This is a genomic window from Planococcus notacanthi (assembly GCF_030407825.1).
In the GTDB taxonomy this organism is placed as follows: Bacteria; Bacillota; Bacilli; order Bacillales_A; family Planococcaceae; genus Planococcus; species Planococcus notacanthi.
In genome coordinates this window covers 274,530-287,859 of the sequence record NZ_JASDCQ010000002.1, presented here as the reverse complement: position 1 = coordinate 287,859, position 13,330 = coordinate 274,530, and the positions used below count along the sequence as shown (strand labels likewise).

At 44.4% G+C, this 13,330-nt stretch carries 13 protein-coding genes and 1 riboswitch; of the genes, 1 reads left to right on the top strand and 12 read right to left on the bottom strand.

Going from position 1 to position 13,330, the window contains the following annotated elements:
- Positions 1–54: 54 nt before the first annotated feature.
- From bluB to QMA01_RS08880, 5 genes are all read right to left on the bottom strand, one after another.
- Positions 55–705, bottom strand: a complete 651-nt coding sequence (gene bluB / locus QMA01_RS08900) for a 5,6-dimethylbenzimidazole synthase (protein WP_191714753.1) — start codon at positions 703–705, stop codon at positions 55–57.
- Between the two features lie 18 nt (positions 706–723).
- Positions 724–1,773 carry a nicotinate-nucleotide--dimethylbenzimidazole phosphoribosyltransferase gene (gene cobT, locus QMA01_RS08895; RefSeq protein WP_290183732.1) on the bottom strand — a complete coding sequence of 350 codons (1,050 nt, stop codon included), beginning with the start codon at positions 1,771–1,773 and terminating at the stop codon, positions 724–726.
- 86 nt (positions 1,774–1,859) lie between these two features.
- Positions 1,860–2,034: riboswitch (cobalamin riboswitch) on the bottom strand.
- A gap of 59 nt (positions 2,035–2,093) precedes the next feature.
- Positions 2,094–3,302 (bottom strand): ABC transporter permease, encoded by a 1,209-nt coding sequence (locus QMA01_RS08890; RefSeq protein WP_191714751.1) that lies wholly within the window; start codon positions 3,300–3,302, stop codon positions 2,094–2,096.
- A gap of 2 nt (positions 3,303–3,304) precedes the next feature.
- Positions 3,305–4,189, bottom strand: a complete 885-nt coding sequence (locus QMA01_RS08885) for an ABC transporter ATP-binding protein (RefSeq protein ID WP_191715079.1) — start codon at positions 4,187–4,189, stop codon at positions 3,305–3,307.
- A gap of 107 nt (positions 4,190–4,296) precedes the next feature.
- A complete protein-coding gene (locus tag QMA01_RS08880) occupies positions 4,297–4,725 on the bottom strand; it encodes a hypothetical protein (protein WP_191714750.1) in 429 nt (142 codons plus the stop codon).
- Positions 4,726–4,925: 200 nt separating this feature from the next.
- On the opposite strand from QMA01_RS08880, the gene QMA01_RS08875 reads away from it, so the two are divergent.
- A complete protein-coding gene (locus QMA01_RS08875; RefSeq protein ID WP_191714749.1) occupies positions 4,926–5,099 on the top strand; it encodes a hypothetical protein in 174 nt (57 codons plus the stop codon).
- Positions 5,100–5,152: 53 nt separating this feature from the next.
- On the opposite strand, the gene QMA01_RS08870 is transcribed toward QMA01_RS08875, so the two are convergent.
- The 7 genes from QMA01_RS08870 to QMA01_RS08840 all read right to left on the bottom strand — a co-directional run bounded on the left by QMA01_RS08870 (position 5,153) and on the right by QMA01_RS08840 (position 13,271).
- Entirely contained in the window at positions 5,153–5,341 is a 189-nt protein-coding gene (locus QMA01_RS08870) for a hypothetical protein (protein ID WP_191714748.1), read from the bottom strand.
- A gap of 14 nt (positions 5,342–5,355) precedes the next feature.
- Entirely contained in the window at positions 5,356–6,840 is a 1,485-nt protein-coding gene (locus tag QMA01_RS08865; protein WP_290183731.1) for a S8 family serine peptidase, read from the bottom strand.
- Positions 6,824–8,995, bottom strand: a complete 2,172-nt coding sequence (locus tag QMA01_RS08860) for a peptidase domain-containing ABC transporter (protein ID WP_290183730.1) — start codon at positions 8,993–8,995, stop codon at positions 6,824–6,826. Before QMA01_RS08860 ends, QMA01_RS08865 begins: the two co-directional genes overlap by 17 nt.
- A gap of 15 nt (positions 8,996–9,010) precedes the next feature.
- Positions 9,011–9,292 (bottom strand): response regulator transcription factor, encoded by a 282-nt coding sequence (locus QMA01_RS08855; protein ID WP_225218420.1) that lies wholly within the window; start codon positions 9,290–9,292, stop codon positions 9,011–9,013.
- Positions 9,293–9,542: 250 nt separating this feature from the next.
- A complete protein-coding gene (locus QMA01_RS08850; protein ID WP_290183729.1) occupies positions 9,543–12,692 on the bottom strand; it encodes a type 2 lanthipeptide synthetase LanM family protein in 3,150 nt (1,049 codons plus the stop codon).
- Between the two features lie 118 nt (positions 12,693–12,810).
- Complete coding sequence (locus QMA01_RS08845; RefSeq protein WP_191714745.1) at positions 12,811–13,026, bottom strand: mersacidin family lantibiotic; 216 nt, start codon at positions 13,024–13,026, stop codon at positions 12,811–12,813.
- 35 nt (positions 13,027–13,061) lie between these two features.
- A complete protein-coding gene (locus tag QMA01_RS08840; RefSeq protein WP_225218419.1) occupies positions 13,062–13,271 on the bottom strand; it encodes a mersacidin family lantibiotic in 210 nt (69 codons plus the stop codon).
- Positions 13,272–13,330: the final 59 nt, after the last annotated feature.

Here is a 13,330-nt window from a genome sequence, read left to right as displayed (position 1 = left end):
AATTAAAAAAGAACAGGAGACGCGATTGGATACGCGTTGCCTGTTCTTTTTCATTTATGCGTTTAGTTTCCCACTCCATTTATCCTCAAAGACCAGGTTTTCTAACGAACGCCTTTTTTCCCATCCCGCTGCTTCCAAAATCGGTTTGTCGGGATAATCTTGCGTATAGCCAAGCGACAGAAGGGCGATCGGATCGACATGCGGCGGAATGTCCAGGATGTCCCGGACGTCGTTTTTCTTATAGAAGCTTACCCAGCCCATCGCTAAGCCTTCTGCACAGGCAGCCAACCACATATTTTGGATGGCACAGGCCGTGGATAAGGCGTCTGTTTCAGGAATGGAATTGCGCCCCAGGACATGAGAGCCGCCTCTTGTCGGATCACAAGTTACACAAATCGTTACGGGCGCCTGCTTTATGCCTTCTACTTTCAATCCGAGAAACTTGTTTTCTTTCTCCCCTTCGTAATGAATGGCCAGTGCCCGCCGCTCCTTATCTGCGGCCCAGGCCAGCTTTTCTTTTGTTTCAGATGAAGATACGATAATGAAATTCCAGGGTTGCATGAATCCTACGGACGGCGCATGGTGTGCAGCCTCCAGAATAGTGGTGATCAGTTCTTCCGGGACAGGCGTCGGCAAAAAGCTGCGAATATCTCTTCTAGTGTAAATTGCTTTATATACACCTCTTTTTTCTTCTTCAGTAAACATCTTTTTCTCCTCTCTTCATCAAATCTTAAGGCCAACTTCCGAAAACGTGGCCATTTCTTTCATTATCCGGCAGGCCGCATCTACAAGTGGGAATGCTAAAGCGGCGCCCGACCCTTCACCTAAACACATCTCCATATGCAGCACCGGCTGGATGCCCAGCAATTCACTTGCTTTTTTCCCGCCCGGTTCAGCGCTTGCATGCGAAGCAATCAGGTAATGTTTCACTTTCGGTTCGATCGACACCGCTATCAGCGCCGCAATGGTGGAGATGTACCCATCCAGTACAACCGGCACGCGGTTTGCTGCCGCTCCGATCATGACACCTGCCATGCCGCCGATTTCCAGTCCACCGACTTTGGCCAAAACGTCGATGGCATTGTCTTTATCCGGCCGGTTCGTTTCAATCGCTTTCTTAATGACTTGGGCTTTATGCGAGATTCCTCCACTGCCGACTCCTGCACCTTTGCCGGTAATCTCTTCAGATGGAATGTTTCCAAGCACCGATAAAATGGCGGTGCTTGGCGTGGTGTTGCCGATGCCCATTTCGCCGGTCCCCAGCAGATTGGCGCCTTTTTGGATTTCCGCTTCTGCAATGGCAATCCCCGTTTCCAGCGAGCGGATCGCTTCTTCTATCGTCATCGCCGGCCCTGTCGCAATATTGCCTGCGCCTTGCCTGATTTTCCGGCCGATCACCCCTGCATCATTCGGAAAGTCTCCTTTAACGCCGATGTCGACGGTGACCACTTCCGCTCCCGCTGTTTTCGCCAAAACTCCGACTCCGGTGATGCCTTTTGCGATGAACATCGTTTGCGCATATGTCACTTCCTGCGGGTTGGAAGAAATCCCTTCCTCATAAACGCCGTGGTCGGCAGCCATCACGATAATCGCTTTTCGATCAAACTCTGGATACAATTCTCCCGAAATTCCAGCCAATTGCACAGCGAGCTCTTCCAGCTTGCCGAGACTGTGCGGCGGCTTGATCAGGCTGTCCACACGCTCCCGCGCTTTTCCCACCATTTCCTGGTCCAACCCTTGAATACGCTCCATTGTTTGCTGCAATAAATTCATCTTTCTCTTCCCCTTTCTGAATTAAAAAGAAAAAGCCTCCAGTTTATTTGCGTGAACAAATAAACTAAAGACTTTTCCATGATCTATCAGCAGAACGTAAGCAGGCAGGTCTCCTGGCTCCGGATCACCGTTTTACAGGCCTTCCCGGACCAATCTCCAGTGGCAAATCTGTAAAACTCCCCGTTACAGTGGCGGGACCGCTGAAGATTTTCACTTCATTCCCTATTCTCCCCGAAGGGCACCTGTTACGGTTATTCAATTATTCTTTCATTTAGCTTACCGCAAAAGCGCGTTTTTGCAAACACAACCAGAGAAGCAATTTATGACTTCCTCATAATAAGCTGACGCAGTTTCAAATTTTCTCCGAAGTGAAGGATGCCTTTCGGATAGACTTTTGCTGCAAAATAACCGAATGCAAAGGTGGTGATCACCAGCAAGCCGATGGATAGAGCGATTTCCCCAAATGATGCAGCGTCTTTCATGATCAGAATAATCATATTGAATGGTGAGGTAAACGGAAATGTTGCCATGAACTTGGATAGCGTTGATGCAGGGTCATCCATGACAAAAAGGATTCCCGAGAAAGCACTGACCATCAAGAGAATAGAAATTGGCATCGTCGTTCCGTTCAGTTCTTCAGGACGGCTGACCATGGAACCGAACACCGCATATAGAGAAGCATATAATAAATACCCCAATAAAAAGAAGATGAAGAAGTACACGCAATGCTCGGCTGTCAGCGCCGATAGATTCAAGTCAAAATTCCCTAAACTTTGTGCGGGTTCCACAAGCCCTGATTTCAAGTACAACGCAACAGATCCAAAGAAAGCGGCGAACTGCATGAGGCTTGCTAAAGCGATTCCGAATATTTTACCGAAAATCATCGCCAGCGGGTTTACTTTTGTCACCATTACTTCCATGACCCGTGAAGCTTTTTCTGAGGCGACGCCGGTTGCAATCGTTGTGCCATACATCATAACTGCCATCAAAATGAACATCAGCATCAAGTAAATCACAAACACCGATACTTCATTCTCTGAAGTGAATTGTCCTTTTTCCATGGCAACCGGAACGAACAAGGACTGTTGATCCGCTTCCGACATACCGTTGCTATCGGCAATTCTTTGCGTATTCTTCGCCTGAAGATACTGGGACAGAGACGAATTTAAAGCGACGTCATTCGATTTGGAAAAATAGGTCACAGAATAATTGCTGGCATTGTCATCAATTAGGTATAAGCCAGCAATTTTTCCTTCCTGCGCTTCTTTTTTCAAAGATTCTATCTGCTGTTGTGCCCCTTCTTTCCACTCCCAATCGGTCAATTGCTTTTCCAGTTCCGAGACAGTTATATCGGCGGCATTGGATACAACCACCATTTCTTCTTTCGGATCCGCAAAATTCTCCAAGATGCTGGGCAATGAAATGGCGAATATGGAAATCAGAATCAACGCAAACGTTGTCGTAAGGTAGGACTTCGAAGTCACTCTTTCCCGAAAAGATTGTTTAAAGACCAGATAAAAATTTCTCAATCTCAATCCCCTGCCTTTTCAATAAAGATTTGGTTTAATGATGGATCGGCGATGCCGATTTTCCGAATCGGAACCAAGCTTTTTATTTTTTCGATGAGGTATAACCCTTGATCCATGGTTTTTACCTGTAATTGATATTCTTTCCCCTTTTTTATAAACTCAGTTTGCAAGCCCATCAAATATTCTTCCAGGGGCTGGGTAGATTCGATATTTACATACTTAAATCCGTATTGGGTCTTGATATCCGAGATGGATCCTGAAAGCACGACCTCGCCTTGCTTCATCAAATAGACCCGATCGCAAAATGATTCAACGCTCTCCATTCGATGGCTTGAGAAGATTAAGGTTTTTTTCTCTTGAATCAGACTTTCTATCACCTGCTCCAACATTTGGGCATTAACAGGATCAAGTCCGCTGAAAGGTTCATCCAAAATAATCAAATCCGGATCATGCATAAGCGCAGCGATCAATTGAATTTTTTGCTGGTTTCCTTTCGATAAATCTCCTGTGTCTTTTTTGATATACTGGCTTATTTCCAATCGTTCAATCCATTTCATCGCCTCCTGCTTTGCAGCACGCTTGCTCATGCCTTCCAATTGGCCAAAATAAACCAGTTGGTCCATCATGTTCATCTTCGGATAAAGCCCTCTTTCCTCAGGCAAATAGCCCAGTTTGACTTCTTTCCGTGAGAATGACTTTCCTCCCCATTCGATGCTTCCGCTTTCCTGCTGCAATAACCCGAGAATCATCCGGATCGTCGTCGTTTTTCCTGCGCCGTTTCGTCCCAGCAGTCCCACGGCTTCGCCTTGGCTTACTGATAAAGACAAGTTCTTTACTGCATGATACGGTCCGAAATGCTTGTTCACATCGTTTATTGTCAGGTTCATCATCTATCTTCCTCTCTTTAGAAAAATGTTTTATACACTACGACTACCAGTACACCCGCAATCGCTAAGAGTCCATATTGCAATAGCTTGTTCATGAAATCATCTCCTTAGTCTGTAATCCATTGAATGGCTGTTTCTTTTGAATCCAGTTGTTTGCTTTCGCGGACAATTGTTAATTCTCCGTGCAGAAGAACCGCCTTTTCGTAGCTTTCAATCACTTGTTCTTCTTCGGCATTCTTTTCATACAAAAGGCCCAATCGAAATCTTTTTTCTTTTGCAAGCTCTGAACTGATTTCCCCTACTTTTTTAAAGTAATTGTGATCAAAATCCATCTCGAATCGACCCGACTGGCTAACCCCTTCTACAGCTTTATCATCGAGAATGACAATTTCAGGCTTTGGCAGACCCGATGCCTGGGAAAAAGCGCGGAAACAGATTTGGGCCAGTGTATTCAAGTGGATCAGCGGCTTGTTGTTCGATAAGTGCATGTCAGTTTCCGTGTCTGTGTAAATGGTAAATGGAAAGGCAATCTCCATTGCGCATCCTCCTTCCTTAAGTTTTTTTAGAATTTTGCTCATTGCGTCAGTTACTTAACAGTTTTCGGGTAAAAAAACCTGTTTAAATCCAAGATTTCATCAAGAATAAAAGAGCGAATTTTACCAATTTTTTTCAACCAGTCTCCCGCCTTATGATGGATATAAGAAAAAAATATCCAACAAAAAGGAGATTATCATTCATGAAAAAATTACTCGTTTCCCTTACACTTTTTGCTTCTCTTGTCACAGCCACTGATTCTGCATCTGCTTTTCAAGCCTCTGATGCACCGCAAACCGAGTCGCCTAAAGTTGCCATCAAAGTAGATGTGAAGGAGATTATCGGGTTATTCGACCGAGAACCTGAAGGTTACTAATATCTCTATTGATCAGAAGTCATTCAGTTTAATTGCTGAATGACTTCTTTTATTTAAAATGCTTTTTGATAAATGGGATCCAATACACCTTTCACTTTATCCTGTTCGTAAAAATGTTCTAAATAGGCACTAGAAGCTCCTTCAACTCCCATCATTTCCTTTTCCGAAAGTTCAGCTGCATGATAATTGGTTTTTGATGCACTTTCTTTTTTGGGCAAAAAGCCAAAGAATTTTTTTCTCATCTTGGTCCCTCCTTTTATTTTTTCTTCTGGCCGATTAATTGGAGTGAATCATGCGCATTCACAATTCCAGCTCCAAACTTTTTGGAGTCTCCCTTCACCGCGCCTTTTTCCAGGATTTTTTCAACTTCACGTACTTTGGGCTTTTTCCCATGTACTTCTTCGTATTCCGCAATTACCAGGGCGGCGGTTGCGGACACTTTAGGCGCCGCCAAGCTCGTACCTGTCATGAATTCATAACCTTTTTCAAACCCGGCGTACTGGCTAGTCACTGACTGCGCCAGATTAGTCGGATAGGTGGTGAGGGTCATATGCCTCACATCATAAAGTCCCTGATCCGCAAGAGGCCCGTAGTCCCCCCCTGGTGCTCCGATTGAGACGTTCTTTCCATAATTGGAGTAGAAAGTTAAAGCATTCTCTTTGTTTGTTGCAGCTACTGTATAGGCATGGCCTAATCCTCCAGGCATATGGAGCTGGGCATCTTTCGAGAAGCCACGGGCAACTGCCAATTTTTTCGCATTAAAAATATCAAATCCTGCATTTTCTGTACCGGAAGAAGCGACTACGAAGCTGTTTTCTTTTTCTGCATATTTCAATGCCCGTTTATAAGCTTCATACACAGCTTTTTCCTCCTTGTTTTTCAAGGACTTATAAACGCCTAAACTTAAGTTGATGACATCCATGTCGTCGTTCGCTGCGGCTACGATCGCTTCGATGACATCGCTGGAATCGGCATTTCCGGTGTGGAACACTTTATAAGGCACGATTCCGATGTCCGGGGCAATTCCTTTTATATGGCCGTTGGCAGCAATCGATCCGGCCACCATCGTGCCATGTCCCATGTAATCCTGCGTATCTGCCACTCCCTCAATAAAAGAGCGGCCTTTCGACACAATATTGGCTTTTAAATCCGGATGATTGAAATCCAGGCCGCTATCTACAATTCCGATTTTCACGCTGTGATTTCCACTTTGCATGGCCCGGCTTGCCCCGTTTCGGGTGACTAAATCAATATCCCATAACCATTTCTGGTACGCGGAGCTTTCCCCGCCCTCCGGGTCCTGATTTGCGGAAGCTGCAGCTTGGCGGCTTACTAGCATCGGTGCCAATGGCGAAATCAGCGGCACGCCATCCGGTTGGACATCGCCGGCATTAACCGTCTGGTCTTCCCCTTTTTCTGCAACGAGTGATCCGTATTTACGCTGGACAAGTTCCACAATCTCCTCACTTTGGGCATGCCCGGAAGCTTGGACGGTCAGGGTGTCAATTTCGTTCATCAGTGCTACGGATGCCTTGGCGTCAACTTCCTGAATATCTTCGGCAACCGCGTCCAGATCAGTCCCTTCCTGAAACAAGTAAATCATGGAGGACTCCCTTTCTTCTGCTTGCCTGAATGGTGCAGAAGGTTCGGAAGCTTGTACAGCCGGCCCTAAGCAGCTCATGCTGACGGCTAAAGAAGCAATCACTAAAAAAGTTTTTGGTGCGTTACGCTGAACGTTCATTTTTCAACTCTCCTATCAAGGTTTGTGCTTTGCATAAATTGTAGTAATAGCCTTTGGCTTTTGTTAATTCTTCATGATTGCCGATTTCCACGATTTGCCCTTCATCCATCACGATGATTTTATCGGCGTTCTGGACTGTGCTTAATCGATGGGCAATAACAACACGCGTACACGACATATAGTTAAGCTCATTATCGATGATGCTTTCTGATAAGGTATCCAAGGCACTGGTCGCTTCATCGAGAACAAGAATAGGCGGATCTGCGACTAACCCCCGCGCGATCAATAACCGCTGCCTTTGCCCTCCGGAAAAGTTTGCGCCAAATTCAGAGACAGTGGTATCAAAGTTCAATGGAAGCTCCATAATCTCTTTATGGATATTGGCTTTTTTGGCAGCCTTGATGATGCTTTCCTTCTCAATGGCTGTTCTTTGGGCAGTGATATTTTCAGCTATCGTTTTATTGAAGAGCCGTGCTTCCTGGAATACGACTCCCATGGATTTGCGCAGCGCTGCGAGATTGATCATCGAACTCTCTCGCCCATCAAATTTGATTTTTCCCGCTGTAGGGGAATAGAGGCCCAAAAGCAGTTTGACGATCGTACTTTTTCCGGATCCGGAAGATCCAACGATAGCCACTTTCTCTCCAGCCGCTATTTTGAAAGACACATCCTTGATAGCCATTTCGCTGAAATGATTATGCCGGAAAAACACATTTTCAAATTCAATGTCTCCCTTGAACGCCAAATTTTGTATTTTCAATGCTTCGCTTTCCGGATCTGCGACTTCTGATTTTGCCTGCATGACATCATATAAGCGTTGGAGATACGAACCTAGGTAAGTCAACTCTCCGTAGCCGCTGCCAATAGAAATGATGGGTGTGATGAAAGCCATCGCCAAAGCATTAAATCCTAGTACAGTGCCTAAAGTCATTGAACCGCTCAAAATGGCGGAGCTGCTGTACCATAAAAGAAAAACCGGCAGGATGAATTGGACAGAGGAAGCGACCGTGTTGACCGACGACACCCAAATCGAGCGCTTTTCTGCAGTTTTCAATTGGTCATGGAAAAGTCCGTTCCATTCAGAGAACACTATATTCTCAAGCCCCATCACTTTAATATCGCTGATGCCATTGATGCTTTCCGATAAGATCCTTTGGACTTTTGATTGCGCTGATACATCTTGATCCGATAACTTTTTCGAAACTTTTGTGCTGGCCACCAGCAAGGTAAAGACGGTAATGCCAATCAGCAGCACTGTTGTGGTCATCCGGACAGAATAGTGGAACATGATGGCTAAATAAGTGAATACCAAAATGCCGTCTATCAGAAAGGAAATAACCTTTGTGGATAGGATTTGCCTAATGTATACATTGGAATTGGCCCGAAACAATAATTCACCGACCGAACGATTTTCGAAAAAATTGTACGGCAATGTCAATAACTTCCCGATGAACGTCTCCATCAATGATTGATCGATGGTCGTCTGAAGTTTAGCGACGAGAAAGCCTCTAAACCACGAAAGAATCTGGAAACTGATGAATAATACAAAGAGGCCAATTCCGATGGAACTCATCGCATTCCCATTCTTCGGTACGATGATATTGTCCGTTATCCAAGTGGTCATCCATGGCACCACCAGAGTGAAAAGCTGCAGCACCAAAGAGCCAAACAGGATCAGAAAAATCAATTTCGGCTTTCCGAGTGCAAACGATAAAAAGAATTTAATGTGCGAAGGCCCTTTGCTTTTCACAAATCGTTCCGTTGGAGTTAAACAAAGGACAAAGCCGGTAAATTTTTCATCAAACTCTTCGTGGCGGATTTTTCTTCTGCCCAAAGCCGGATCCACAACCACAATATGCTTTTTAGAAATGGATTCCAACACAACATAATGCTTGTTTTCCCAATGGATGATGGCCGGGAGTGCCATGTCTTTAAAAGCCTCTTTTTCCACTTTAAACCCTTTTACATTCATGTCGTAATGCTTTCCGATGAGCATCAACTGATACAGCGATGTCCCTCCTTTGGGCACCCCGAAGCTTTCCCGCAATTCGGCCAATGAAACGTATTTCCCATGGAAGGCAAATACCATAGCCAAGCTCGCCAGTCCACACTCACTGTGTTCCATTTGCTCAATGAAGGGTACTTTACTAGCCATACAACCCTCCCCTTTCTAAATTCGGACTTCCCTATAATGATCTGTTGCGTAAAACGGAATGGGGGCAGCGTGTTCCATCGAACGCTCTTCCTGGGAGTGCAGCCAACCGAAATGATACACACCGATCCCGATTTCCACTCGGGACGTAATCTCCCACTTTTCTTTAATATTAAAAATCAATTCCCCTACTCTTCTTCGGCTGATGAATAACAGAGTTGCTATTTCCACATCTTTTTTCCCTTTAGCGACTAAGACAGCAACTTCACGTTCTCTGGTGCTTAATTTCCTGACCACCATACGTTTTATCCCTCCATTAGTAACTTAATTTTTTTGTTAAGTTAACTATAAAGAATCGGGAAAGGTGAATAGAACAGGTAAAAAAACAGTAAGTAAGGCGTGAAAAAACGCCGTCTAACCCTGCTCCTTTTAACCAAATTCCCTTTATATGGTTTTTATGAAGAATCAATAATAAAAAGCAGTTCAATCGATAAGGGCAATGGACGGATCCCCCTTGACTGAACTGCTTTTTCTATTCTTTCTGTACTAGTTAACCCAATAACAAGACGGACGGTACCTCTTTCGGATTCGATAACCTCAGCAACTGCAGGCCAACTCCGGCAAGGCCGGTAAATAAGCCGGGCTGGATAAACCCTTTCGGCCCGTCTACCTGATAAAAGCCGCGCGCTTCTTTTTGCAGCACACAATTATATCCTCTTTGTTTCGCTTCTTCTGACAAGCTGGAATCCTGGAAGTGCATGCCGGCTTGCAAGAATAGTTCCGTGTCTCCAAAGTTTCCGTGGCATAAAGAGTCCGAGCTCTTATAGCCGTGATTCCGAAGATTTTGGAGCGCTTGGTTTATCTCCGTCCCAACTGTGGAATTGGCGGTATAATCGGACATCATGATTCTGCTTAACCCAACCCCCATTGACCCATGGCACCAGTGATGGGCATATTGGCCTTCAGAGCGCCGGTTGTCTTTCCAAGCCCCTTTTTCACTATCAAACAGCGATTGATCAAAGCGCAAAGCTTTCTCTGCAACTTCTTGATACTTCTGGTCTTTTGTCAGATAGAATAGTCTGAAAAGACTTTGGGCAATGCCGCTTGTGCCATGTGAAAAGCCGCCTAAATAATTGCCGGATTCTCCTGATGCCCAAGCTGCTTGGCCAGGAGCCGGAGAATGGCGGTTTGCCAACAAATGCTCGCCATACAGTTCCGCTATTTCTAAATACTCGCGGTCACCTGTCCATTCAAAAGAATTCATCAATACGTGGCAAACCCCTGCAGCTCCGCCAAGGAAATCAAAAACTTCATCCTTTTGAACGTTCTGCTTTAGTTTTTGTTTGATTTCGTCGACTTTCCACTCATATTCATTGCTGCCGAAGTTTTTATGGAAATGCAAGATCGGATACAAAAGAGAAGCGGATCCAGTGAATGAAGAAACCAGTCCCTGGTTTTCAACCATCGGCGCAGCAGCTGATTGCAGCGTGGCTTCAGCAGCCAGTTTATAACGCTCATCCCCCGTTTCTTTCCATAAGTATTGGAAAAAGAGGGAAATGCCGCCCAGCCCATCGTAAAGGCCTTGCAAGGCAGGCGCTACCGACCAGGTTCCTTCGCTATTCGGCGACAAGCACAAGAGAGAAGCTTTGTCTTTCGCCTTTGAATAGCGGAGCTTGCTCAAAATTTCCTCTCCAATGGATTTCGCTTCATGCAAAAAAAGCAAATCAACATCACTCGGCACTTTTTCGTCGGCCCACTTTTCTTCTTGAACGTCCGCTTCCTCTTTTTTTGATCCGACAAGCGAGGTTCGGATCCATCCAAGCTGGGTTTGAAGTTCATCAAGGTCGTATTTCCGGATTCTGTCGACCACTATTTCATACCCGCTTTGGGCGAACACATTGTCAATTTTCACTCCAGTACTCGAATAAAGATCCCTTGAATCAGCCAGCGAGTTAAAGAACGGAATATCGCCTGCCATCAGATCCAAAATTTCATGGGGGATGATGCGCTTGTCATGATAAGGATAAAACCATAAACGATCGTACAGATTTTCCAAATACAGCGCATCTCTCATATAATCCGGGTGGCTGGATTCATTGAGAAAGTTGAAGTACTGCTGAGTAGCCCTCGCTACAACACGGATTTTCTCATTGCGAAATGATTCAATCGGCCCTTTGGAGTCCAGCAGTTCATCTTTATAATCGATAAAGAAATTAAAAATATTTTCAAATCCGATTAAAATGTCCTCCAAATACTCTTCTGCATCGACACCTTCCCCATTCAAAGTGGGAAGATTATTGGCGCCGCGGAAGCGTTCAGACTGCATGGAAAATTTCATATCATCGGTCATGGCATTTTCAAGCTTCAATACCTTAAAAGGCAGCTCTTGCTCTTTTCCGTTGAGCGCACTGAGATCAATCCCTTTTCCTTCCGCATTCTTAAACATGGCAATCGGAAGCAGCCCGGTGCCCACTACAGAATTGGCCTGTTCATACTTCAAGTCAACTTCAACGGAATCCGGGAAATCCAGTTTCGGGCTTTGGTGAAATAAAGTTTCATGATCAATAATATACGGCGTGTTGCCGCCTGCTATAATATTTTCCAAGTGGAAATCAGCGCCTTTGATCGAATGCATCATCCCCAAGAGAACACCGAATCGCTGGTAGTAATGCTTCACTTCCTGCTGCGTAAGACAGCTGCTGTATAATACGCATTCCTCCCAGCCATGTGTTCCAAAATCCAGAATTTTATAAGGAGACAATGTCGGGAATTCCGCTCTTTCTGCAATCCAATCCAATAAATCGTGGTATTTTAAGGAGATGGAAAGCCCTTTCGGTTTGTAGATGATTGTTTTTCCGTTTTTATACACAAATTTACCGACTGTCTTGCCTTTCTGATGGGTATCTCCCAGTCCAAATTCAATGGAATCCAGCTCGTCGTTGTCTAAACCGAACGCATTTGACATGGAATCGAAATCATCCATATATCTTGCTAAGGTAAGATTGATATTTTCAACAAAAAATTCACTCCGGAGAATAAGGATTCGGGTCAACACGGCATATTCCTCATAAAACTTCATCAATTCTGAAGGATTTAAAGCTTTTTCTCTGATGAACGACTGGAATCTTTCTTCTGCTGTCGAACCGTAAAGTTCATCTTTCAACTTGGAAACATGCATTTCCAAAACGATCGATCGGGACGCCTGAGTGATCAATTGGGTGCCAATGGCAAACATCAGCGTTTCTTTGATCTTTTCGATATTGGCAGGTTGGGTGCGCGAAAGCTCTTCCAATGCCAAATCAAGCCGATTGGAGATATAAGAAAGGAACGGGCGGATAAACAATCCCAAATCGAGTTGTTCTTTCATTTTTTCATTTTGCTCAGATAGATTCAACCCTTCTATCACAAGGTCTAAGTTCATCTCTGATTTTAAGAAGGCTGCCAGTTCTTGAAGTTGCTTTTCGTCCAGGTTCTTTTCACTAAGCGGCGTAATCATTTCCGCAAATTGTTGTTCAGAAAGGCCTGCCACAGCTAGTTTAGATTGAAAAATGGCATCCGAAGTCATGGAAAGGCGTTTTCTCCATTTATTAATAGCTGGAGCCGGATCAATTCCTTCCTCCTTTAAAAAACGGCTTCTCTCGTAACTAAACAGGGCATGGATGTAATCACTATGGTTTGTTCGGGTTGATACTTTCTCCATCTCTTCCACTCCTTTTCATGATAAATTTGAGAATGCATACGACTGGTCATAGACATTCTCAAATTCATTATTTTTAAAAAGTAATAGTGGAGGAATATCCTCCACTATTAAAAGTTGATCAGCAAAATTTGATTGAGAAAAGCAAGCCCGTCGCAAATGCTGCCACACAAGCTGGAGTAGTTTCAGGCGCTACGTCTGAGGCGCCCTGCACTTCTGCAAGCTCGTCCAACGTCAATTCGTTAAATGCTTTTCCAGATGGATGAGGCGTTACTTTTTCAACACCATCACGAATTTCAGGGTTTTTCCACGCATTGATAATTTGTTGTTTAGTCATTTTTAATTCCTCCAATTTTTTTAGTTTAGGTTAGATTAGCAATTTCTCATTGAAAAGATAATAGTTGCGCCAATAGATGCTGCGATGCACAATGGAGTTGTTTCTGCATTCACATCAGAAGCTCCTTGGATTCCAGCTAACTCATCGCTTGATAGCTCATTCATTGTTTTCCCTACCGGATTTTCAATTTCATGATTACGGATTTCAGGGTTTTTCAAAGCATTGATTTTTTCTTTTCTTGACATGGAAGTCATCTCCTCTTTTTGGTTGGTGTGGTCTTGCTACATTCATATTATTACGTACC

What these genes read in the sequence shown, in the direction of transcription:
- bluB (WP_191714753.1), bottom strand. Translation starts at nt 705, where the DNA reads ATGTTTACTGAAGAAGAAAAAAGAGGTGTATATAAAGCAATTTACACT.
- cobT (WP_290183732.1), bottom strand. Translation starts at nt 1,773, where the DNA reads ATGAATTTATTGCAGCAAACAATGGAGCGTATTCAAGGGTTGGACCAG.
- QMA01_RS08885 (WP_191715079.1), bottom strand. Translation starts at nt 4,189, where the DNA reads ATGAACCTGACAATAAACGATGTGAACAAGCATTTCGGACCGTATCAT.
- QMA01_RS08880 (WP_191714750.1), bottom strand. Translation starts at nt 4,725, where the DNA reads ATGGAGATTGCCTTTCCATTTACCATTTACACAGACACGGAAACTGAC.
- QMA01_RS08875 (WP_191714749.1), top strand. Translation starts at nt 4,926, where the DNA reads ATGAAAAAATTACTCGTTTCCCTTACACTTTTTGCTTCTCTTGTCACA.
- QMA01_RS08870 (WP_191714748.1), bottom strand. Translation starts at nt 5,341, where the DNA reads ATGAGAAAAAAATTCTTTGGCTTTTTGCCCAAAAAAGAAAGTGCATCA.
- QMA01_RS08865 (WP_290183731.1), bottom strand. Translation starts at nt 6,840, where the DNA reads ATGAACGTTCAGCGTAACGCACCAAAAACTTTTTTAGTGATTGCTTCT.
- QMA01_RS08860 (WP_290183730.1), bottom strand. Translation starts at nt 8,995, where the DNA reads ATGGCTAGTAAAGTACCCTTCATTGAGCAAATGGAACACAGTGAGTGT.
- QMA01_RS08855 (WP_225218420.1), bottom strand. Translation starts at nt 9,292, where the DNA reads ATGGTGGTCAGGAAATTAAGCACCAGAGAACGTGAAGTTGCTGTCTTA.
- QMA01_RS08850 (WP_290183729.1), bottom strand. Translation starts at nt 12,692, where the DNA reads ATGGAGAAAGTATCAACCCGAACAAACCATAGTGATTACATCCATGCC.
- QMA01_RS08845 (WP_191714745.1), bottom strand. Translation starts at nt 13,026, where the DNA reads ATGACTAAACAACAAATTATCAATGCGTGGAAAAACCCTGAAATTCGT.
- QMA01_RS08840 (WP_225218419.1), bottom strand. Translation starts at nt 13,271, where the DNA reads ATGTCAAGAAAAGAAAAAATCAATGCTTTGAAAAACCCTGAAATCCGT.